Raw genomic sequence first — 22,866 nt, 5'->3', positions numbered from 1 at the left:
TCACGGCAGCTCCGGCACGCCCCGCAGCAACATCAGCGCCGAGCGGTCGGAGCTGAGCTGGGCCAGCTCAGCGTTGATGAAGTCGGAGAAGAACTCGGCGGGCGACCCGGGGAAGCCAGGCTCCTCACCCGAGTGCCACTGGTGCAGCCACGGCTCGATCTCGACCAGCCCAGCGAGCAGCGGCAGCAGCCGGTGCGCTGGCCACGCCTCCTGCGTCCTCCGGTCAAGGTAGACGGTGGCGAGCGCCTGCGCCTGCTTCAAGTGGTCCCACCCGGCCCAACCGAGCAGTTCGCTGCCGTCGCTGTCCCGCCCCGCCTGCGGGTACGAGATGAAACGCTCCTTCGGCACATCGAGCTTGCCGCGCGCCCGCCAGTACGACGGCCGGATGAAGTCCGCCGAGGAGTACTTCGGCGGCACCTCGATGTCGACCTTCTGCCCCGCGTCCTCCCGGCGCTGCAACGCCCAAGTGCGCTCCCACTGGGCCCGCTTACGCAGCCCGGACGGCTTGTACCGCTGCGCCGGCAGATACGGCACATGCTCGTCGGCGATCAGCAGACCCAAGGTCTTGGTCAGGTCGTAGTTGTCGTGCCCGATCCACAGGTCCAGTACCGCCCGGAAATCCTGGTCGCTACCAATACGATCGGCGAGCTGCGCCACCGACAGCGGGGTCGGCTGCCCGGCCCACAGCTCCGATGCCTCCATCCGGTCGAGCAGCCAGTCACGCAGCGCGGCGGACTGCATCTTCTCCCACCCGTCGGTGGACCAGCGACGCTTGCACTCGGGTCGCTCGATGAGCCCGATGTGCCGGTTGGACCCGATTGCGGCGATCCGCCGCTCCACCAGCGAACGGTACTCCGCCGGCCAGTGCGACTGCGGCCGGTCGATCGGCTTGGACCCGTGCCGCTTGAACCACACTGTCTCTGCCCCGCCGGCCGCAAGGACGATCTCGAAGGCCCGCTCCCCCAACGCCAGCTTCGGCGGGCTAGCGCAAGTCAGATCCTCGTCGATCAGCCCGTAGAGCCGGTAGACCTCCCAGTCCAACTCCTCCTGAAGCGCGATCATCCGCGCCCGCACCGAGTGGTATTCAACGTCGGCCTCCGCGAGCCGCTGCCGGGTCGGTACCCCGGACGCGGCGACCGCCGCCGGGTTCAGGCTCGACAGCCGCTGCGCCAGTCCATCCAACTCCCGCGCCCGCTCCAACGGGTACGCCTCCGGCAGCGGAAACTCCTGCAACTTAGTACCGGTGAACTCGAAAAACCGTTCCCACTCATCGTGCATGAATCCGCCGGTACCCGACTGACTGCCTTTGTCATGACTGACCTGCTTTAGCCAGAAACAGGCGGTGGAACTGTTCAGCACCCCTAGCAGCCGCAGGTGGTCATCCTCCGTCGCCCCCTTCGGCAACTTGATCACGGGTGCGTGTCGATTGAAAATCTTCCCGCCTCGATCAAGGACAAAATGATTGTGGGTGGCCACGAAAACGAAAACGATGGACAGAGGCTCGCGCAGCCTCTGCGCATAGTTTTCTAGATGCTCATACCAATGCCGACCCTTGTCCATCATCGTCATGCCGAAGATGACACGCGCCCGGAGCGTGGTGCGAACCGGCCACAAACGCCCGACTAATGAGTGGTTGGAAGGCACGGCTTTCAAATGTGCTTTATCCATATAGGGAGACCGCGCAAAAGGAGCTTTCTCTATTCGGAAGTCACGAACTTGCTCCCCAGTGACGAAAACTTCCACGAAATCAGATTCGCCAAGTCGCCGAACGGTTGCGAGATCGGGCAAAATCCAAGCGTCGTCCTCGCCAAGCACGGTGGTTCGGCCAATCGACTCTATCCGGTCAACCAATCGACTTCTCTGAGCCAATGACTGCATTAGACTCACTGAGCCGCCTCCAGCAAGACTCCAGGGGTATGCAGCAAACTGCGAGCGGGGCAGGTCGGCGACGCTGACCCACTCGGACTCCGAGCCCGGATGCTCGATCTGGTTCACGATTGCTGTCCAGACCCTACCCTCGGCGGGAACCTCCGGCTGAACAGCTTCACCACGCACACTGAGTGCCGCACGAATCGGCAAGCTGTAGCGAGAACTGGCGTATCGGTTCCGGCCAACCAGGATGACGGTAGGCGTGCCGTGACCGGGTATGTACGCAGCGGAGGTGTCGATGACCTCGGTCAACTCCACCTTGCCATTGAAGAAGTCGTTGATGAGCTTCTTGCCGAACTCGCGCTTCATGAAGGCGTTGCCGGTAATCTGGCCGACGTGCCCGGCCACCTCCCCGTGCTCGTCGGACCGCTTGGCGAGGTCGAAGAAGCGCTTGGCAAACGGCACAGTCAGCGCGTATTGCCGGTGGCATACGGTCGGATAGATGCTGCGATAGAGCTGGCTGCGAGTGCCGTCGGCGACTGTGATGTAGGGCGGGTTGCCGACCACCACCGTGTACTGGTTCTCGGCCAGGTAGTCCCTGAGCAGGTCAGCGTCCTCACTCTCGTACGCGAAGACTTCCCGCCCTTCCATCTCGGCCAGCAGGTCGCCCTGCGCGCGGGAGCTGAACGCCCCCCACGGCAGCAACGAGTCGCCGGTCGCCACCCGGACCAGGAAGCCCGGCGTGCGCTCCAGCTTGGATAGCCCGCACACCTTCATCGCGGCGATCAGCAGCCGGAAGCGGGCGATCGCCACCGCGAACGGGTTGATGTCGACGCCGGTCACCTGGCCGAGCGCCCGCTCCGCGAGGATCCGCACATCGGTCCCCGGCTCCCGGTCCTGCCACTTGCCCACCAGCCGATGGAACGCGCCGAGCAGGAAGTGGCCGGAGCCGCAGGTCGGGTCCATGACGCTGGTCGCGGCGAGGCCGAACTCCTTCACCGCCGGCTCGAAGGTGCGGTCGAGGATGAACTCCTCCACGAACTCCGGCGTCTGCAACAGCGCGTACGTCTTCTTCGCGTGCGTCGACAGGTCCTGGTAGAGGTCGCCCAGGAAGCGGGTGTTCCGGTCGTCGCGTCGCAGCGACTCCTGGCCGGCGCCCCGCCGGAAGAAGTCGCTCAACTCCTCGGCGGCCGGGCCGGAGATGTCGAACCGCCACGCCGGGTTGTGCTGGTCGAAGATCTTGCCGGTGGCCTTGAGGTCGCGCAGGTATCCGAACGCCTCCCGCAGCCAGTGCCGGTCGTTGTGCCGGGGGTTGGCGATCAGGTACGCCTGCCGGTGCTGCACCGCCCGCTCGGCCGGCGCGGCCGGGTCGGCGCCGCCGATCCACAGCCCGTCGACCAGTTCGTTGTCCTCGCAGAACCGGACGAACACGCAGCCCAGAACCCACGCCACCGCCGCCTGATCGAGCAAGTCGTCGAGCCAGGTCTCGAAGTTTGCCCCGACCCGCTCGGCAGCCTGCGCCTGGGCGTACTCCTGGCGCAGCTCCGCCCGCAGGCCCGGCACCTCCGCCACCCGCCCGCGCAGATCCTCCACCAGGGCCTTGACCTGCGCCTGCAACGCCTTCAGCTCGATCACCGCCAGATTCTACGACCGAACGCCCCGACCGCCACTACTCCGAGTCGTCATCAGCCACGCCTTCCAGGTTGTCACCGAGCCGGACCCCAATCTCGGCCGCGAATTCTCGTAGTTGCTGCTTGAGAAATTCCGCACGATCATCGACAAAAACGGTCTTATTGCCCTCGCAGAGTCGACGCCACGCCTTGAATGGGATGCCGTGACTCCGCAACACGCGCTCCGTCGCGGAGATAGCCCTTCCCCCGGAAGCTGCTCTTTCCAGCAAATCCGACCAGGGATCGCGCGGAGCATCGGCCCTGAGCTGACCCGCGGACAGGTCGAGATTCTTCAAGGCGTCGATCAGCCGCACTTCCGGCCTGGTTGGCATCACAAGCCGATTCGCCGGTCGCTTGTCGCCCGGCGCAACCTGGCGGTAGCTCTGAGACTCACCGGACGCTAAGACCTTCACCACGTCGAAGGGCTGTCCCATGACATCAAGCCGGCGGGGGAACTCCAGCAGCTCCCAAATCACATACGCCTTGGTACGTGCGCTGTTGAGGTTGAAAGCGTCAGGCATGGGCTGAACACCGACGTCGCTGATGGGAAGAACACCCGAGCCTAGGGCGTAGCCCCGCACGTCCTGCAACGCCCGCCGCAGCAACGTCGAGGTCGCACCGCCGAAGGCGCTGGTCCATGACGTCACCCAAAACCAGGTTCGGAGCATATCGACTTGTGCGGTCGTCGGCTCTGGCGTGTGATGAAAGAACGTCGCAAGCAAAACGAGCTGGTGCGAGTAGGGCAGAAGCCTGGCGAGCGGTAAACCAATCTCCGTCTGAAGGAAACGCACAGCCAGCCCAACTGCCCGCTCAGTATCGGGGATGGAGTTGTGCAGCCGGTTCTGGAGATCGCGCGCTACCACGTCCCAGCGAGGAGACAGGATGTCCGTCTCACCGGCCACGGCCAGCATTGCCCTGAAGACAGCGATACGAGGCAGCTCACCGAATCCAGTCTCGGCGATCGACGTGACAATCTCATCGATGCGATCGGCTAGTGAAGCCCGGGCATGCTTGTAGGTCAACGCCGAAACCATCTGATCCGGGTCCATCCGTGTGCCGGTGCGGTTGAGCCGGGAGTAGACGTTGACTGCTTGGTCCAAACTGGCGCCTTGGAGACGTACGAGGGTCAACTTGTAGCTCTTGATCCGCTGCGCCACCGCCTCGGCTTCCCGGATCAATTCCTCAACCTGCCGAGGATCTTTCGTCTGAAGCTCGACACGTCGGAAATGTCCCAGAAAGTCCATCGTCCGCATCACCACAGCCAGCGGCAGCAAGTGGCTTGGCGGATGACCTTCCGGTCGGTAGTGGCGATAGCGTTCCGACACCAGAGGGTCATGGCGCAAGTCGCGGTAGATACGCCAGATCCAGTCCTGCTCCGCCTGGTCGGCCCGCGAAGAGAGGCTGTGCCGCAGCACCCCGAACAAGGTGGACACGCGCTGGTGCCCGTCGAGGATGTAGGAGATAGAACCGCCTGCAGCAGGCGGGGGGATCGGCATGCCACCGATGTGATCCAGCGACCGCACCTCCTCGTCCGTCTGCCATACCAGCAGACTGCCGATGGGATACCCACGCTCAATGCTGTCGAAGAGTTCCAGCATCTGGCCGGGCCGCCAGACGAACGGACGTTGGAAGGCCGGCACTCGAACCCGCCCTCGACCAATGTCGGTGAGCAGGTCGTCGACGAGCACGACCGTGGGATCTGGTCGTATCTCGTTCTGGTCGCTGCGCATGAGGGTCAGTGTCCTACAGGATCCGGTGGATCATCGCGAGCAACTCCCGCAGCTCCGTCACAACCCCTGGGCCTAGCTCCGCGAAGTCCTCCTCGGTCAACGGCAGATCGTCCGGAAACATCCGCTTAGGCATGTTGCGCCTGCCGAATTCGTCCTTGAGGTTCTGGTAGCCCCGCTGCCTCGGGATTCGGGTGCGTAGCTCTTCGATCTGGTTGCTGCGGGCGGGGAAATGTCGTTCCCACACCGGAAAGGGGACGTAGTTTTCCATCATCCGCCAAGTGAGCAGGTGCACCTCACGGACCCCAGCCTCGCGACACTTGGCAACCTTGTCATGATGAGGGCTCGGTTCGTCGGGCTCCACACGGTCGCTGTCAAACAGCACAGCGACTCGCACCAGCATGCTGAAGGCCCGGCACTCCTCAGCAGCGAGGTCAGGCATCTGGCCGCAGCCTCCGCCGTTACTCAACCGTAACCAGTCATTGTCGCCCCGCAGAGCATCGACGATCCTCTGGTCCCGTAGCGCCGCCGCGACCGCCCGTACAAACCCGCCATCACCGATCCGGTTCTCCACAACCAGCACCGCTGGCTTACTCAGATCGGCCAGCACGGCGCGGAGGTCACCTGCTCGAACTTTCGCCACCGCGGCCGCCGGTGTCGCCGGGTTGGCAGCCTCCACCAACACCTTCTGCATGTACTCGGACAGAGCGGGCACCTGGCGGGCGACGAACTGCACGGCAGCCGACGCGACCGGCAACGAAGGCTGCCACTCATGTCGTCCGTCGAGCGTAAGGATGATCAAATCGATGGTGGCTACCGGATCCGCTGATGCAAAGACCTCCGGCTCAATGTCAAGACGCATGCCGGCTCCGCTTCACCTGCGCCGCCGCAAGTGCCCGAACTTCTCTGTAGTCCTGGGAGAAGTAACCCTCGGGCCAGCTCTCATCGAGATTGCCAAGGTCGTCGATGTGCACCCGCCTGACGTTCGAAGCGCCGTCGTGCTGCTCCACCACATAGACCGCGACAGTCTTCGGGGGCACGTCCTCCTGAGCGATTCGGCGCCGCAGCCGTAGCAGCAAGGTCTCGCTGTGGGTCTCGATGAGGAATCGGGTACCGGTGGCCTGCGCGGTCCGCAGGTAGAGGTCTCCCAGTTCGGCGTGTGCCGCGGGGTGCAGGTGCATCTCCGGCTCCTCGATGATTTGCAACGGTGCGGCTACGTTCCGACCGCGTTGCTCGTCGAGCGCACACTGCACGAGGATCGGCAGCATTTGAGCCAGGCCGGAGCCGGCGTCCGCCAGATTGACGCGCACCCTGCTGCCTCGCCTAGTCAGGACCGTGGACCAGAGAGGGCCTGCTTCGATCTCTTCCAGACGCCAGCCCGGCACGATGAGCTGCAGACGCTCATTGACCATCCCCAGCAGGTCGCCGCCACCACGTTCCTGATCGTGAGCAAGGATGCCCAGCGTCCCCTGCCCCTGCTGTCCGATCCTCTGTGGCGTCCCAAGCGGAAGTCTGTGCTGCCGCTCTGGCCGGTCTCGGTAAGCGCTGAGATAGCGGATCGGCCCGAGCGAAAGGTCCATTCCCCGCAGGTCCCGAAGTTCCGGGACGCCATCAGCTTGCGGGCACAAACCTTGGAATGCCACAGGACGTATGGCAGAAGGTCGGTCAGAGCTGCGGACTTCGTATGAGTATGGACCGTCACCGACGTGGAAGGCAGGCTGCCAGGCAAGCACGACGTCAACGTCCGAAGCGCGCAACGTCAGGTCCGAGACGAATGCGGTGCGGTTCTCGGCCACATGCTGGATCGTCGCGGCCATCTGGAAGGGTGTCGGCCCATCCACATCAAAGCCGAGGAAAAACTTGCCGTGCGGGCTCTGCTCGAAGATCAAATCTGGGAAGCCGTCCACCGGCTGGGGTTCGAGTCGGTCCAAGTCAAGCGGCGCGGTAGTCGTCGTCCCGAAGCCCGTCGCGATCACCATCGGCGCCCGAGTCAACACGCTTTTGCCCGAGTTGTTCTTGCCGAGCACCACTGTCACCGGGGCCAGCTCGATCTCCTGCCGGTCCCGGAAGCAGCGGTAGTTCTCGAGCACGATCTTGCTGAGGGGCATTCAAAGATTTGTAGCAGTCCACAGTAGTAATCGCCGACCCGCAGCATGTCAGCAATACGACAGTCAGGACGTACGCGCTGCCTCGAAGGTTCCTTCGATCCAGTCGTTGGCGAGCCACAACGATTGGCTGGCCGGTGAGGTCAGCGGCAACTGCACCCCATCCAGCACCGCCGGCTCGGGGCGGCGCGCCGGCACCAGCAGCAGCCGGGCCGCCGGCCGAGGCCGGGTCGGGTCGGCCAGTTCCTGGAGAAGCCCGAGCTGCCCGTACCGGGCCAGTGGTGCCGCCTCGGTGAGGAGCACCGGCCCGTCGGCGGCGGCGATCGCCGCGCTGACCGCCGGCACCACCTGGTGCCGGACCAGGTCCACCAGGCTGCGGAAATCCGCGTCCAGCGCCGAGCCGTTGTCTGCCGCCACGATCGCCTCCCACGGGAAGCCCAACGCACGCAGCCGGTCCAGCAGGATCGCCGTGACGTCCACCTCGGTCAGCGGCAGCCGGGCCAGCAGCGCCCGCCGGGCCGGCCCGAGCCGGCGCAGCGGCGCCAGCACCGCGAGGAAGGCCCGCCGGTCGATGGCGGAGGTGAGCTTCTCTCCCACCTCGTCGGCGGCGGTGAGACCGAGCAGCGGTGCGTGGGTGGTGGCCAGCCGGGTGCCGGTCACCGACGCCGTCGTGGTCGCCGGTCCGTACACCCGGTCGTGCGGGTGCCAGGTCAGCGGTACCTCGGCCGCGGCGAGCAGGTCGTTCAGCGCGGGCCGCTTCGGCAGCCGCTCCGCGCGGGGGAAGCGGCTCTGCACCCGGTCGCGGATCTGCTCCTCGCTGAGCCGCTGCCCGATCAGGCTGCCCACCGACAACCGCAGCGCCCGCTCCGCCGGCATCCCCACCGGGTAGAGCTGTCCCTGCGCGTTGACGTCGACCCGATCGTTGCGGGCGGCCGCCGCGAGCTGCAACAGCCGCAGGTCGGCCACGGCCGGCATCCCCGCCGGCACGGGCAGCCGGCGCAGCTCCTCGACGGCACGTTGCCGGGTCGGCAGCGGATCGGCGCCGGCCAGCTCGACGGCCCGGCCGCCCAGCTCCACCACGTACCCCAGGAAGTCGGCGGCGGTGACGTCGGACGCCGGATCGTCCGGTTCCCGGCCGACCAGGACCGTGCCGGAGGTGCGGAACCGGTGGATGGCCACCCGGGCGTCCCCGCCGGTACTCAGCTCGGCCTCGACTGCGGCGCGGACCAGCCCGATCGCCTGTGGCAGCCGCTTCGGCGCGGGCGTGTAGGAGCCGCGGGCGGCGATCAACGCCTGGGCCAGCTCTTCGGCGGACATCACCGCTCCGCGGGCGTCGAGCAGCGCCACGATCTCGTTGCGCACCGCCTCCAGTGCCGGCTCCCCCAGCCAGTTCTTGGCCTGGGCAGTGAGCAGCTTGGAGATCTGTGGCTGGCTCCGGCCGGTAGCCCGGGCCGCTTCGCTCTGCGCCGGCCAGCACAGGAACTCACCGTCGTCGGTGGGCGTCTGCCCGAGCAGCACGGCCAGCGTCCGATGGTTGCGGGAGGTCGAGGCGGGAAGCAGGGTTGCGCAGAGCGCCTCCACGCCCTGCGCCAAGGGCTGCTCGTCGAACGCGGGCGACTCGCTGCCGCCGGGCAGCACGGCGCGCAGCGCCCGCGCATGGGCAAGGATCTCCTTGCGGGTGGCGTCCGGCACGCCCTTGGCCCGGGTCAGCGCCGACGGTTCCGCGTCCAGCAGCTCGCCGACGGTGTGCAGGCCGAGCCGTTCCAGCGCGGAGCGGGCCCGGGCGGTCAGCTCGGTGACCTCCAGCGGCGACTCGCGAGTCAGCCCCACCGCCGCCGGCACCGGGCCGACCGGAGTCACGGCTGGTTGCGGGACCTGCTGGAAGATCGCCCGCCAGGCGTCCGTCATCTCGTCGACCGTGTCGAACCGGGCCGCCGCGTCCCGGGCCAACGCCCGGCCGAAGAACTCCACCAGCCGGTCGGCGACCGCCGGGTCGAACGCCGCCGGGTCGAGGGCGACCTCGTCGCTGACCACGACCGGGTTGGCGTTTTCACCCCACCGGGGCAGCACGCCCGTCGCCATCTCGTAGAGCACGACGGCCGCCGCGAACCGCTCGGCCGCCGCGTCGTAGCGCAGCCGGCGCGGCGGACCGAGGAACGGATCAAGGTAGCCGACGGTGCCCGAGCCGAGCTGGTCGGCGGGGGCCGACGAGAGCGAAAAGTCGAAGACGCACAGGTGCGGCTGTTTGTCCTTCGGCCGGGGCCGGGCCGCCAGGTTCGCCGGCTTCAGGTCACGGTGCCAGACGCCCTGGCCGTCCAGGTAGTTGACGATGTCGAGCAGATCCCGGCCGTACCGCTCCAGCAGGTCCAACGCCAGCCGGCCTCCGCGCAGCTCCTCGGCGAGGGTCCGCGTACCGGCGCTCTCCATCAGCAGCGCGGTCCGGCCGCCAACCCGCACCGGACCTTCGACCAGCGCAGCCACCTGGGGGTGCTTCAACCGCGCGAGGGTACGCGCCTCCGCCGTCAGCCGTTCCTCATGCTGCTCGTCGCGGGCGACCTTCAGCACCAGGTCGCGCGACTCCCCGTCGCGAGTGACCAAGAAGGCGACGGCGGTGGCACCCGAGCCGAGCCGGTCCTTCACCTCCAGGCCGCCGTCGAGCACGTCACCCCGGTGGGCGGAGAGCGGGTCGGCGACCGGCTCCGGCTCAGGCGCGGTCAGCTCCTCCCAGACCTTTTCCAGGTCCTTGTGGAACCGGGAGACGCTGGGCAGCCGTTGCGCCGGATCGCCCCGGGTCGCGTCGTAGACCAGGGTGACCAGCGTGTGCGGCATGCCGTCCACCGCAGCATCGAGGTGCAGGCCACTGTCGCGAACCGCGTTGACGAGCTCCTCCGGCGTGGCGGCCGGCACCGCCCCGGCGAAGATCCGGTACGCCAGCGCGCCGAGGGAGAACACGTCGAGCTGGTGGCCCGGCAGCCGGGTGGCGTTCTCCGCCTCCGGCGCCTGGTAGCGGCGGACCTCGTCATCGAAGAACAGCTCCAGGCTGGCCGGGTCGCTCGACGGGCCGAGCCGGGTGAGCTGGGTAGTGCCGGCCAACCGGCCGCCGGTCTGCCAGTCGGTGACCACCAGCGTCGGGCGCGGCGCGTCCGGGTTACCGACGTAGATCGCCCGGGGCGAAAGCGCCCGGTGGGCCAGCCGCCGGGAGTGCGCATAGTCGATGATCTCGGCGAGATCCTGCACCAGCTGCAGTCGCTGGGCCAGGGTCAACGCGTCGCCGCGGCGCAGCAGCCACTGGTCGAGGCGTACCCATTCCTCCTGATGGTCGAAGATGACCGCCGGGCCCCACGAATGCTCGACCAGGTCGTGTGCACGGGCAACCCCAGGGTGATGGATGCCCTGCAGCAGGCGGAACTCCCGCTCGGCTGCCTTGCGGATCGCTGGCACCTCATGCTCGGCGGCCCGGCTGGTCAGGTAGAACCGCACCCGACGCACCAGCGAGGTGTCCAGAGCGTGCCCGGCGAGGAAGTCCTGCCAGCCGAGACCTTCGGCGAACGGTTTCGGGTGCAGTAGCAGTTGACCGACCTTGCGGTCCGCCACCGACGGGCGGATCTTCGCGCCACGCACCAGCTCGACGATCTCCCGGCCGCGCGCCTCGTCCACCAGATGGTCCGGATTCCGCGGCAGGGCGAGCAGTAGCTTCTTCAGGCCAGGCAGGCCGGATTCGTGCCCCTCCAGCCCGTAGATGTGCTGGCTGCCGATCGCGTCCAGGTCGGCCCGCATCGCCTTCGCGTGCAGGAAGACCGCCGCCCCGACATAGGGCGTCTCACGCTGCCGCCCGTGTTGCTTGGCGTAGTAGCGAATCAGGCTGGCCAGTCGCTTCGCCTTCCGATTGGCCAGGATGTACGGGTTGTCCTCGGGGATCAGCCGCGAATTCGGCGCTCGGCGCAGCCACTGGGTGCCGTCACCGCGGATCTCCCCCTGCCAGTGCTTCAGCTCCAGCACGTAGAGCCCGCTCGGGGTCAACACCAGGGCGTCGACCTCGTTGATCGAGCCGTCGGCGCCGACGAACTCGACGTTCGTCCAGACGTGGTACGGGTCAGCGTCGGGCAGGTAGCCGGCCAGCTCGCGCAGACCGTCCTGCTCCCAGATGTACGAGCTGGAGTTGATCTGCTCCCAGCGCGGTGAATCCTCCCGCATGCGCCGACCCTTCCGCCCCGGCCGTCATGTTCCGGCTCAGGCTGCGCACTTTACCGTTTCGGCGCTTGATCAGCGGAGACCACCGCTCCGAGCACGTAGTGCGTCTGGCCAAACACTGTGGGTATCAATAGACTTCGCTCGACGTCCTTCCCAACCCCTCGGGAGGTCGGCATGGGCACCTCGACCCGTCTACCAGGTCCGAAAAACGGCAGCTGGACCGGTGCCAAAGGCCGGCTGGGCAACTGGACGCCGGACGCCACCAGCCGGCCTGATCAACTACTCGGGCATGACCACCAGTGCGCCGAGGCGATCGCGGCCCAGTACCAGCGAGCGTTGCGAGACGCCCTGAACGCAGATCCGGAGGCGTTCGGCATCCGTGCGGCAGCGGAGCAGGCCGGCGGACGGCTGATCGAGCTGCTCGATGGCCTCGGGCGAGCGGATCCTCCACGGGTGCGCGAGCTGGCTGCGCAAGGTGACGCCGACGAATTCGTCCGGCGGTTCGTCGGGCAGGTCGCCGGCGATGGCCAACTCATCGTGGACGCTGCCATCCGCCGCGCCGCCCGACGCGTCGCGGAACACCTGGTGACGCAGGAAGGACCGCTCGCCGATCCTGGCCGTCCAAGACCAGTCACCGGCGAGCTGTTCTGCGCGTTGTATCGGGCGTTCTTCGGTGAGGTGGTCGGCGAGTTCGTACACATTCTCATCGCGGAGAACATCAAGATCGCCGTACCGGCACTGGTCATCCTCGACCCGACTGACGTGGTGGCTGGCTTCGTCGCCGATCAGGTAGTCAAGGTGCTGCCCAACCCCTGTGCCGAGGCAGTCAAACGTGGGCCCGAGCCACCACGGCTCGCCGACGTCGCCAAGGACCTGCTGACCACCACTGTGACTCAGGCCCTCGGGCTCGGCGACAGCGGGCTGGAGTTGGCGGCGTGAGCCGGGCCAGCTTCGCGTATCACTACGCGACCCGGGCCGGAGTGTCCACCGACCGGAAGCGGGAGACCATCGGGTGGCCGCTGCTTGAGCACGCCGACGAGCGGTTGCAGAAATTGGCCGAGGCGCCCCAGGACCGTCCGGACTGGGCCCAGGACCTGCTGCAAATCGCCCGAGCCGTATACCTGGCCGACAAGCTGTCGCTGCGCGAGTGCGCGGTTGACGGCTGGACCCGAAGGATCGACCTGTCCGTGGAGGTGGTCAACCCCTCCGTCTGGAGCCCGCCGACGCTGCGGCTGCTGTCCCACCTCGCGGAGACGTTGAGCGCGGATCAATGGACGATCAACGTCCGGGCCGGCGGGCGTAGGTGGCCCCAGCAGGGACGGACCACCTACGCCGATGTGGGAGAGGTGGCCCTATTCTCCGGAGGGCTCGATTCCACCGCGTGGGCGGCAGAGCGTGCCAAGGTCGCGGCTGGCCCCCTCTTGCTCGTCTCCTATTTCGAACCTCAGTGGGGCAGCCAGCAGGACCAGACTCTCAGCGCGATCGAGAGCTCGGCCCGTCGCGACATCGAACAGCTCAAGGCGTCGCAGCAGGTCCGCCTCACCAGGAAGCTGGAGAAATCTGCGCGTACCCGCGGGCTGCTCTACCTAGCCACCGCCATCTACCTCGCCGCCGCCCACGGGGTCCCACAGGTGGTCGTACCGGAGAACGGGCAGCTCGCAGTCAATCCACCGCTTACCTCTGCCCGGGTAGCCGCCTGCTCCACGAAATCTGTGCATCCCGGGACACTGCATCTGCTCAACTCCCTGATCGACGCTCTCGGCGGCGGGGTGACCGTCGTCAACCCGTACCTGCACCTCACCAAGGGCGAGGTCTGCCAGCAGGCTCTGAACGCCGGTCTGGCTCCGGCGACCCTCACCCATTCCACCATCAGCTGTGGGCGCCCACCTCGGGACCGACCGGGTGCCGAGCACTACCACTGCGGGGCCTGCTACCCCTGCCTGGTACGCCATTCCGGTCTCCTTAGCGCACTGGGAACGGACAGCACCCCTTACAAGACGGATGTCTGGATGCTGGGCGACCGGGAGAAGGCTGCCGTCGATCGGCGGGCGCTGCACCGGTGGCTGTGCCGCCCCATCTCCGTTCGAGACCTGACCACCGACACTCCGCTGCCGGACACCATCGTCCCTGGTCCCCTGCTCGAGGTGGTGGAGCGCGGTCGGACGGAACTTGGGCAGATGTTCGCTCGGCACGGCCAACCGATCACACCCACCGAGACGCCACCTCGTCGGCTGGCATGGGCAGACTAAGTAGGGGTATGAGCCTGGGATGAGGGCCAGTTTCCGGCTTGGCCGGGTCGCGGGAGTGCCGGTCGGCGTCAACTGGAGCGTGCTGGTCATCTTCGCGTTGATCGCGTGGGGGTTGGCCGCGAACCAGTTCCCCCGTTCGTACCCCGACCATTCGCCGGTGGCGTACACCCTCGCCGGGCTGGCCGCGGCGGTGGTCTTCTTCGTCGGCCTGCTGGCCCACGAGGTGTCGCACGCCGTGGTGGCCAAGCGCAACGGGCTGGAGGTCGGCGGCATCACTCTCTGGTTGTTCGGCGGGGTGGCCGAGCTGCGGGGCGAGCCGCGCGACCCGGGCGCGGAGCTGCGGATCTCCGGGGTGGGCCCACTGGTCAGCCTGCTGATCGGAGCGTTCTTCGGTGCCATCGCGTTGCTGCTGGCGCTGGCCGGGCAGGGCGGGCTGCTGTTCGGGGCGGTGGCGTGGCTGGCGGGCATCAACGTGCTGCTGGCCATCTTCAACGTGCTGCCGGCCGCACCTCTGGACGGTGGCCGGTTGCTGCGCGCCGCGGTCTGGAAGGCCACCGGTGACCGGACCCGAGCGTCAGTGGTCGCCGCCCGGGCCGGCTGGGTGCTGGGGGTGCTGCTGATCGGCCTGGGGTTGTGGCAGTTCCTGTCCGGCGTCGGCTTCGGCGGGCTCTGGCTGGCGCTGATCGGCTGGTTCCTGATCGGGGCGGCCGGGATGGAGGAGCGGCAGGCCCGCACCGGCACCGCGCTGCGCGGCATACGGGTGGGCGACGTGATGACCCCGCAGCCGCAGACCGCGTCGGCGGAGATGACGGTCGCGGACTTCGTCGATCACTACCTCTTCGCGTACCGGCACTCGGCGCTGCCGCTGACCGACGACGGCCGGCCGACCGGCCTGGTCACCGTCGACCGGGTACGGGGCGTGCCGCCGGAGCGGCGGGCATCGACCACGCTGGCCGAGGTGGCCTGCCGAGCCGACCAATTGGTGCTGGCCCAGCCCGGTGAACAGCTCAACGACCTGCTCCCCCGGCTCAGCGAGTGTGCCGACGGCCGAGCCCTTGTGGTAACCGAAGACGGCCACCTGACCGGCATCGTCTCCCCCAGCGACATCAGCCGCGCCGTCCAACGCAGCACCCTCCGCACCCCCACCCCCTCCCGGTGATCATGAAGTTATTGCGCCGACACGCCGCGCCGAGTGGCAATAACTTCATGATCAACCGAGGCGGAGGCAGGGGCAGAGACGACGGGGGTCAGGCGTGGGGGCAGGTGTCTCGGTACTCCTGGATGGTTGTTGAGGCTTGGGGTGGGGGGCAGAGGAACTGGTCGTAGCGGGTGTCGTCGTCCACGAAGCGCTTCAGCCAGGAGATGCTGTACTTGGCGACCGTCACGTTCGTCGAGGTGGGCGCGGAGTGGCTGGCGTTGTTGAGTTCCAGGTACGCCTTGTCCAGCGTGGACGGCAGGCTGGTGTAGAACGGCTCCGAGTGCGACGAGACCGGCGCCACCGAGTCGTTCTCCGCGCCGACCACCAGCGTCGGCACCCGTACGCCGGACCAGTTCTTGACTGTGTGCCAACCGGTCAACGGGATCGCGGCCTGCAACTGCGGTCGTGAGTTCGCCGCCGAGAGGCTGCCGCCGCCTCCCATCGAGTGCCCCATCACGGCGAGCCGGTTGCGGTCGATCCGGGTACGCACGCCGCTGGTGTTGGTCAGGTAGTCGAGGGCCGCCAGCAGTTGCGTGCCCCGGCTGGCCGGCTGGTCATAGCGGGACAACGTGTCGATCGTGATCACCACGAAGCCCTGCGAGGCGAGGCGCGGCCCCAGCCAGGCCACGCTGGACTGGGTGGCGGTGTAGCCGGGTGAGATCGCCACCGCGCCGAAGGTGCCCTCGGCGGTGCTGGTCGGGTAGTAGATCGTTCCGCCCCGGAAGCCGCTGACGCTGGAGGCGGCGACGGTGCTCTGGGCGATGGCGAACGCGCCCCGGCTGGCCTCGATGCTGGCCACGGTGGGGGCCGGGCCGCGCTCGTACGGGCTGGCGGCGGCATGGGCGGCCGGCGCGGCGCCCAGTCCGGTGCCGAGCACGGCCAGGGCGAGCGCCCACCGCAGACCGCGACGGAGGCGGCGGGCGACTGGGTCGGGGGTGATGGCGGGTACGGGCTGCATGTCTCGCTCCGAGGGGTGGAGCCGACGGTCCCGGGACGGGGAACCGGCCGATGAGACTCATCGACAGCCATCAGTGTCTGTCCGGGGTCTTCCGCCCCACCAATCCCACCCACCCCATGCCACCGCGCTATGGCGCGGGCCGGGTCAGCGGGGAAGCACGGCGTGGGTCAGCGGGGAAAGTAGCGGTCCAGGGCGTCGGTGCGGAACGTGCCCTTCGGGTCCAGGTCGGCCAGGAGCGCGGCGAAGTCGGCGTACCTCGGGTAGCGGGCGGCCAACTCGGCCGGGTCGGTGACGAAGACCTTGCCCCAGTGCGGGCGGGGCGCGAAGGGGGCCAGGCGCTCCTCCACGGCGGCCACCACCGGAAGCACCGCGGCGGTGTCGTCGACCCAGGTGAAGTGCAGCACGAAGCTGTCGCGCCGGTAGTTCGGGCTGAGCCACAGCTCGTCGGCCGCCACGGTCCGCAGCTCGGACACCAGCAGCACCGGGGCGATCAGGTCCGCCACGTCGTCCAGCGCGGCGAGCGCGGCGGCCGCCTCCGTACGCGCGACGTGGTACTCGGACTGCAGTTCGTCGCCGCTGCTCGGGGTGAAGCCGAGCTTGAAGTGCGGCAGCCGCTCGTGCCACGGGCCCGGCTCGCCGAGCTGCGGGGTGCAGTTCTCCGCCGGCATCCCGAGCACCGGGTGCCGGGGCTGCTCGGCGGCGGTGGTGCCCAACCAGTCCGCCGGGGGCGGCGACTGATCCGCCAGCTGTTTGCGCCACACCTCGCGCAGCCGGGGCGTACGGAAGTCGGTGAAGACACTCACGCTGTACGCCGAGCCGAGCGCCTCGTCCAGCGCCGTCCGGTCGAGGTCGAGGCGTACGTACTGGCGCAGCGCGAAGGTCGGCACGACGTCCAGGGTGACGCGGGTGACCAGGCCGAGCGCGCCGAGCCCGACCACCATGCCGGCGAACGTGTCGGTGTCACGGTCGACCCGGAGCAGATCGCCGTCGGCGGTGACCATTTCCAGGCCGGCGACCGCGCTGGCCAGGTTGCCGTGGGTCTGGCCCGAGCCGTGGGTGGCGGTGGCCACCGCGCCGGCCACCGAGATGTGCGGCAGCGAGGCGAGGTTGGCCAGCGCGTACCCCTGGGTGTGCAGCTGTCGGGCGACGTCGCCGTAGCGCAGCGCGCCGCTCACGGTGACCTGCCCCCGCTCGTGGTCCAGCTCGACGACCGGGGGCAGCCCGGCGAGGCTGACCAGGTCGCCGTCGGTGTCGCCGAGACGGTTGAAGGAGTGCCCGCTGCCCACCGCCCGGATCCGGCTGCTGCCGGCGACGAGCCGGCGCAACTCGTCGACGGAGGTGGGCCGGTGGAACGCCTTCGCGGCGTACCGCACGTTGCCGGCCCAGTTGCGGCGCGGAACGTCGGTGGTCGACGCGGCCTGCGGTCCCTGCGCGGTCATGTGGCGGTCTCCCGATCGGTGGTCTCGTGGTCGGCCAACGCGGCGACGAGGGCGTGCAGAACCGTATCCGTCTGGAGCGTGTGGTAGCCACGCTGGGCGATCGGCAGACCGGCCGTGGTGGCGCGTTCGATCTCCCCCCGGGCCGCCTGCCGGGTCGACGCGTCCCCGGACATCAGGGCGTCCTGCCCGCGCCGGATCAACCGGTCGACCCGGTCCATCTGGTAGCCACGCAGGCCGACCGGGAGGGCCGGGGCGTCGAAGGCGGCGCGACGCAGCGCGAGCAGGTCGACGAATCGGCCACCGGCATGCTGGGTGAGCGCGGCGGACACCTGCTCGGGCTGCTCGCGGACCTGGTCGAGAACGAGTAACTCGACGGCGGGTCGGCCGTCGAGCGGATGACGGGCGGTCACCGGCTCGATCGTCACTCCCGGCACGGGAACCACCAGCAGTCGCGGCGGCTCCGGATGGCCGTCACGCCGGGGCGGCTCGTCGAGGACCAGCACGTCGACCTCGGCCCACCGGATATCCCGACGCAGGCCGGGCCGCCGAATGGTGAGCCCCTCCGCGTGGATTCCGAAGCGGAACGGACGCATCGCGCTGACCAGCGCCACCGCGCCGAGCGCGATCGCCCCCACCGCGATGATCGTCCGTAGGAGGGCGCCGTCGCTGGGATAGACCAACAAGAGCACTCCACCGAGTACGCAGACCAGGGCGAGCACCCGGGCGCCCCGACTCCGGCGCAGTTCCACGCTCGGACCCCCGTTCATGACCGTGGCGTCGGTCCCCGCATCCTCCGCCAAACCGGGCACCGAGGACACCGGTCGATCGGGCACGGTTGTTCTCGTCATCGTCGGGGAACCCTACGCTCATGAGCAGCTACCGTGATCCGGCCCCGCGGGGCGACGTGTTCCCCTCCGAGGAGGAGCTGGACCCCACCGGCACCGGGGTCGAGCAGGCCAGCGCGCCGCCGGCCGGCGGGTTGCCGAGCCACCCGTCGCCGACACCCGGTCCTCGGCCCACACCGGCGCCCGCGCCCGCCCCGACGCCGGTGCCGGCACCCGGCCCGCCGCCGCGCGCCCCCGGCGCACAGTCGATCGTGACCCGCCACCTGGACGGCTCGGTGGAGGTGGTCACCGACCTCGACGGCGACGGCGTCGCCGACGTCGTCCAGATCGACGTGGACGGCGACGGGATTCCGGACATCACCTATGTGGACAGTGACGGCGACGGGCGGCTGGACACCGTGCTGCGCGACCGGAACGCGGTCGGGACGGGCGCGCACCGGGCCTGACCGGCGGCGCCCGGCCGACTCAGAGCTTCGCCATCACCTCACTGGCGACCAGCTCCAGGTGCTCCAGGTCGCTGAGGTCCAGCACCTGGAGGTAGAGCCGCTCGCTGCCGATCTCCGCGTACCGGCCGATGGTGTCCAGCACCTCGGCGGGCGTCCCGGCCAGACCGTTGGCCCGCAGCTCGTCCGGTTCCCGGCCGATGGCGGCGGCCCGGCGGGCCACCTCGGCGTCGTCGCGCCCACAGCAGAGCACCAGGGCGTTGGACCAGACCATCCCGGCCGGATCCCGGCCGATCTCGACGCAGGCCGCGCGGACCCGGTCGAACTGCGCCGCCGTGTCCGGCACCGAGGCGAACGGCAGGTTGAACTCGTCGGCGTAGCGGGCGGCCAGCCGAGGGGTGCGCTTCGGGCCCGTCCCGCCGAGCAGGATCGGTGGGCGCGGCTGCTGCACGGGCTTGGGCAGGGCGGGCGAGTCACGGACCGGGTAGTACCGGCCGTCATGGTCGAACCGCTCCCCCGGCGGCGTGGACCAGAGCCCGGTGATGACGGCGAGCTGCTCCTCCAGCCGGTCGAACCGCTCGGCCAGCGGCGGGAACGGGATGCCGTACGCGCTGTGCTCCTCGGCGTACCAGCCGGTGCCGATGCCCAGCTCCACCCGGCCGCCGCTCATCTGGTCGACCTGCGCCACGGTGATCGCCAGCGGGCCGGGCAGCCGGAAGGTGGCGGCGGTCATCAAGGTACCGAGCCGGATGCGGCTGGTCTCCCGGGCCAGGCCGGCGAGCGCGGTCCACGCGTCGGTGGGGCCGGGTTCGCCGCTCACGTCACCCATCATCAGGTAGTGGTCGGACCGGAAGAACGCGCCGTAACCGGCGTCCTCGGCGCAGCGGGCTACCGCGAGCAACTGGTCGTAGCTGGCGCCCTGCTGGGGCTCGGTGAAGATCCGAAGTTCCATGATCCGAGCATAGGGTTCCCCGGTCGGCCCGGTCGGCAGGATGCCGACCGAGCCGCCAGCGTCACTCAGACGTACGGCCGCTTGGCGTACGCCTCGCGGAGCGCGGCCAACCCGGTCGCCTTCGGGATCAGGGTGCCCCACCCGGAGTTGAAGTAGTTGGTGCGCGCGATGCGTGGCCCACCCTCGGCGTTGAGCTGGGCGATCGCCGCCGGGACGGTGGCGATCCAGGCCGCCTGGTTCGGGATCTCGGCCAACCTGACCCCCCACTCGGCGATGATCACGGGCCGGGACAGCGCCACCGGGCCGAGATCCGCCACCGCCCAGTCCTTGGTGCGACGGAACCGGGCCAGCGCGGTGTGGCTGGCGTTGGTGCCGTACGCGTTCCATTGAAGATAGTCGAGGCGGGACATCAGCGACTCCGGGTGGGTGCGCTGGTAACAGGCCCGGTCGAAACCGCCCAGTCCCACCGAGAAGGTCGTCCCGGCCGGCAGCGTCCGCGCCTTGAACCACGTCAGGATGTAGTTCATCGCCTGCACCGCCCGAGCGTCCGACTCGACCCAGGTGTACGCCTTGCCGTCCTCGGTGGTGCCGAACTCGTGATCGGTGTCCAACTCCGAGGCGAGCTGGATGTTCACCCCGAAGCCGAGCGTCCGGTACTGCGACAGGGCGCGGGCGAACAACCCGTCGCACTGCCCCTTGAGCACCTGGCTGTACCCGTACGCCCTCGGCCAGGTCGTGCCGGGCCGCTGCTGGATGGTCATCGTCGGTGCCGGCACGGTGTAGCTGGCGCCGTCCACCGCGAAGCTCTGCGGTCCGTAGTTCGGAGCGCCGTAGTGCTTCAACTCCAGGACCATGTTCATCTGCACCCCGGCCTTGCCCAGGCTGACCAGCCAGGGCCGGTTGTAGCCGGGGAAGATGTAGCCGTCGGCGAAGCTGCGGTACTGGGTGAGCGACCGGAAGTTTCCGCCGGCCATGTCGGAGGTCGGATCGGCGCCGCCGGACAGGTAGTAGCCGCCGAGCACGGGTTGGCCCAGGCTGTAGTCGGCGGTGGCCGTCGCGGTGTTGCCGGCGGCGTCGCGGACCTGGACGGTGACCCGGGGCATCACGCCACCGACCGATACACGGCCACGGATCCGTTGTCGGAAACCCGGGTCCAGGTACGCCCGGAGTTGTCGGTGACGGTCACGGTGAGCGGGTCGATGACCGCCGTGACCTTGACCGGCGCGCTGCTGTTGCCCTGCGCGTCGGTGACCACGATGGTGACGGTCAGCGGTTTGGTGTCGGCGTCTGAGTAGGTGACGGTCAGCAGCATCTGGTCGCCCGGCGTGAAGACGGATGCGTTCAAGGCTGCGGTCGCGGTGGGAGCGGCCATGTCGGGCCCTTTCTGGCTTGGTCGCCAGGGCTCGGCGCGCGGTTGAGCGACGCCGGACCCCAGCGGGGTCCACAGTGCGAAAGGCCGGCGGGGCACGGGGACGGTAGGCACGTCCGGCGGACCGTGTTGCCTGACTACCGGCGGTGCTGGCGTCCTTGTCCCGGTGGGCGGAGGCACCGCTGCGGGCGCCCGCAGGGGTGTCGGTGGCAGCCACGGCCTGTCGTTCGCGCGATCGGCACGGCTTCTGTGCCGTGACCGCCGCGGCGTCGAGGCCGGGCTGGGTGAGGGCGGCACCGGTGGGGACAACATCGTCCCCGATGGGCCGGAGGATCGGGATGTGGCCCGCCTCCCGTCTACCTCCACCTGCCCCTAACAGTGCTCTACCAGGGGCTTTACCGTCTTGTCCGGTTTGCGACAGCGCCGGGCGAGGCTCGGCGGGACGGCTACTCGGGCGTCGCGCCCCGCACGGCCCAGGCCCGCGCGGTGAGCCGGATCGACCCGTCCGGCTCGACTGGCAGCCGGGTGGCCAGCAACTCCCGCAACACGGTCCGGTCGGACTCGGCCAACGTCGCGACGTACCCCGGCGCCGACCCCTGACCGCCGAGGAACGGCGTCCAGTAGTCGGCGAAGTCGGTGAAGGTCGTCGGTACGTCGACCGGCCAGACCGACACGTCCCGCAACCCGGCCCGCTCCCACAGCGTGCGCAGCGCGTCGGGCCGGCACACGGTGGTGCGGTTCCCCTCGTCCAGCTCCGTCGAGGCGGGGTCGAGCTGTGCGGCGGCGGCCCAGAAGTGCCGCATCATCGCCATCCCCTCGGCGTAGTCCCAGACGTAGGCGGCCACGACCCCGGCCGGCCGGGCCACCCGGGCGAACTCCGCCACCGCCCGTGCGGGCTCCGGCACGAAGTTGAGCGTCAATCCGCTGACCACGACGTCCGCGACGTGATCGGGCAGCGGCAGCGCCCGGGCGTCACCGACCTGGAAGGCCGCCCGGGGGTCGGTGACCCGGGTACGCGCGACCGCGACGAAACCCTCCGACGGGTCGACGCCGGTTACCTCGACGGGCTCGTCGTGGGTGAGGATCGTCGAGGTCAGCGCCCCGGTGCCGCAGCCCACATCGAGCCAGCGCCGCCCCGACGGCACGGCCAACCCGCGCAGGAAGTCCACCGCCACCAGGCGGCTCACCGACCCACGTACGCCTCGTACGCGTCACCGTTCGCCCACACCGGCTGCGCCATCCCGGAACGATACGACAGGCCGGCCCCGTCGATGCTGGTGTTCAGTCGAGATGGTCGGCGGGGGCGGTCTGGAGCAGCCAGGCCAGCGGCATCCGTGCCCGCGCCTCGTAGGTGCCGTCCCCGCTCAGCCGGTGCAGGGTGACCGTCTGCGCGCCGTCCCGGTCGACCACCCAGTACTGCGGGATCCCCGCCGACGCGTACTCGCGGACCTTGGTAACCGAGTCCATCGCCTCCGAGCCCGGCGAGACGATCTCCACGACGAGTACGACGTCGGCGACCGCGGCCCAGACGCTGCGGGACGGCGGCTTACGCCAGACACTCAGATCGGGAATACGGCCACCGTCACCGTCCGGTCCGGGGATGCGCACACCAACTGCCTGAAGCACCTGCTCGGCGGGCCAACCCGCCACGATCAGCCAGGCGAAGAGGCGACTGGCGATCGTGGCGTGTTCCGAATCGGGCGGCGGCATGACCGACAGGACCCCCTCGGGGCTGGTCTCGTAGCGGTGACCGTTCGGATCGGCGGCGTTCATCGCCGCCACGTCGTCGAGCGTCACAACGGCGGGCATGTGCATGCCGACGGCCTCAGCGCTCATGAGTCTCATCCTAGG

17 protein-coding genes are annotated in these 22,866 nt (G+C 69.0%); 4 read left to right on the top strand and 13 right to left on the bottom strand.

All coding sequences use genetic code 11. The annotated features are described in order from the left end of the window. From pglX to pglW, 5 genes are all read right to left on the bottom strand, one after another. The gene (pglX, locus tag ACIBD9_RS10245; protein ID WP_396716334.1) at positions 1-3,504 is read right to left on the bottom strand and encodes a BREX-2 system adenine-specific DNA-methyltransferase PglX; all 3,504 of its coding nucleotides are present in this window, start codon (positions 3,502-3,504) and stop codon (positions 1-3) included. A 34-nt stretch (positions 3,505-3,538) separates the two neighbouring features. Then, positions 3,539-5,269, bottom strand: a complete 1,731-nt coding sequence (locus tag ACIBD9_RS10240; RefSeq protein WP_396716332.1) for a DUF262 domain-containing protein — start codon at positions 5,267-5,269, stop codon at positions 3,539-3,541. A gap of 13 nt (positions 5,270-5,282) precedes the next feature. Beyond that, positions 5,283-6,128 (bottom strand): hypothetical protein, encoded by an 846-nt coding sequence (locus ACIBD9_RS10235; protein WP_396716330.1) that lies wholly within the window; start codon positions 6,126-6,128, stop codon positions 5,283-5,285. Next, on the bottom strand, positions 6,118-7,374 hold the full coding sequence (locus ACIBD9_RS10230) for a DUF3696 domain-containing protein (RefSeq protein WP_396716328.1): 1,257 nt from the start codon (positions 7,372-7,374) through the stop codon (positions 6,118-6,120). The genes ACIBD9_RS10235 and ACIBD9_RS10230 overlap by 11 nt, the downstream gene beginning before the upstream one ends. A 63-nt stretch (positions 7,375-7,437) precedes the next feature. Continuing rightward, positions 7,438-11,565, bottom strand: coding sequence for a BREX system serine/threonine kinase PglW (gene pglW, locus ACIBD9_RS10225; protein ID WP_396716326.1), 4,128 nt, complete (start codon positions 11,563-11,565; stop codon positions 7,438-7,440). A gap of 171 nt (positions 11,566-11,736) precedes the next feature. On the opposite strand from pglW, the gene ACIBD9_RS10220 reads away from it, so the two are divergent. Genes ACIBD9_RS10220 through ACIBD9_RS10210 form a run of 3 tightly spaced genes read left to right on the top strand, consistent with a single transcriptional unit; the run spans position 11,737 to position 14,970 of the window. Further along, entirely contained in the window at positions 11,737-12,501 is a 765-nt protein-coding gene (locus tag ACIBD9_RS10220) for a hypothetical protein (RefSeq protein WP_396716324.1), read from the top strand. Beyond that, entirely contained in the window at positions 12,498-13,811 is a 1,314-nt protein-coding gene (locus tag ACIBD9_RS10215; protein WP_396716322.1) for a 7-cyano-7-deazaguanine synthase, read from the top strand. Before ACIBD9_RS10220 ends, ACIBD9_RS10215 begins: the two co-directional genes overlap by 4 nt. A gap of 19 nt (positions 13,812-13,830) precedes the next feature. After that, positions 13,831-14,970 (top strand): site-2 protease family protein, encoded by a 1,140-nt coding sequence (locus ACIBD9_RS10210; protein WP_396716320.1) that lies wholly within the window; start codon positions 13,831-13,833, stop codon positions 14,968-14,970. Between the two features lie 88 nt (positions 14,971-15,058). Here the strand turns inward: ACIBD9_RS10210 and ACIBD9_RS10205 are convergent, their stop codons facing one another. From ACIBD9_RS10205 to ACIBD9_RS10195, 3 genes are all read right to left on the bottom strand, one after another. Continuing rightward, entirely contained in the window at positions 15,059-15,967 is a 909-nt protein-coding gene (locus ACIBD9_RS10205) for an alpha/beta hydrolase (protein WP_396716318.1), read from the bottom strand. 167 nt (positions 15,968-16,134) lie between these two features. Continuing rightward, positions 16,135-17,406: an FAD-binding protein gene (locus ACIBD9_RS10200; RefSeq protein WP_396716316.1), complete on the bottom strand. Its 1,272-nt coding sequence runs from the start codon at positions 17,404-17,406 to the stop codon at positions 16,135-16,137. Further along, a complete protein-coding gene (locus ACIBD9_RS10195; RefSeq protein ID WP_396716314.1) occupies positions 17,403-18,254 on the bottom strand; it encodes a hypothetical protein in 852 nt (283 codons plus the stop codon). Before ACIBD9_RS10195 ends, ACIBD9_RS10200 begins: the two co-directional genes overlap by 4 nt. A 20-nt stretch (positions 18,255-18,274) precedes the next feature. Between ACIBD9_RS10195 and ACIBD9_RS10190 the strand changes: the two genes are divergently transcribed. Next, entirely contained in the window at positions 18,275-18,697 is a 423-nt protein-coding gene (locus ACIBD9_RS10190; RefSeq protein ID WP_396716312.1) for a hypothetical protein, read from the top strand. A gap of 19 nt (positions 18,698-18,716) precedes the next feature. On the opposite strand, the gene ACIBD9_RS10185 is transcribed toward ACIBD9_RS10190, so the two are convergent. From ACIBD9_RS10185 to ACIBD9_RS10165, 5 genes are all read right to left on the bottom strand, one after another. Then, complete coding sequence (locus tag ACIBD9_RS10185) at positions 18,717-19,646, bottom strand: LLM class F420-dependent oxidoreductase (RefSeq protein WP_396716310.1); 930 nt, start codon at positions 19,644-19,646, stop codon at positions 18,717-18,719. Between the two features lie 65 nt (positions 19,647-19,711). Continuing rightward, positions 19,712-20,749 (bottom strand): hypothetical protein, encoded by a 1,038-nt coding sequence (locus tag ACIBD9_RS10180; protein ID WP_396716308.1) that lies wholly within the window; start codon positions 20,747-20,749, stop codon positions 19,712-19,714. Beyond that, positions 20,749-21,018, bottom strand: a complete 270-nt coding sequence (locus tag ACIBD9_RS10175; RefSeq protein WP_130403486.1) for a hypothetical protein — start codon at positions 21,016-21,018, stop codon at positions 20,749-20,751. Before ACIBD9_RS10175 ends, ACIBD9_RS10180 begins: the two co-directional genes overlap by 1 nt. 443 nt (positions 21,019-21,461) lie before the next feature. Further along, positions 21,462-22,202 (bottom strand): class I SAM-dependent methyltransferase, encoded by a 741-nt coding sequence (locus ACIBD9_RS10170; protein ID WP_396716306.1) that lies wholly within the window; start codon positions 22,200-22,202, stop codon positions 21,462-21,464. Positions 22,203-22,296: 94 nt separating this feature from the next. Next, a complete protein-coding gene (locus ACIBD9_RS10165; RefSeq protein WP_396716304.1) occupies positions 22,297-22,851 on the bottom strand; it encodes a Uma2 family endonuclease in 555 nt (184 codons plus the stop codon). Between the last annotated feature and the right edge of the window lie 15 nt (positions 22,852-22,866).

Source organism: Micromonospora sp. NPDC050784 (assembly GCF_044456765.1).
GTDB classification, from domain to species: domain Bacteria; phylum Actinomycetota; class Actinomycetes; order Mycobacteriales; family Micromonosporaceae; genus Micromonospora; species Micromonospora foliorum.
Note: the sequence above shows the minus strand (reverse complement) of the source record. Positions and strands in the feature narration are given on the sequence as shown.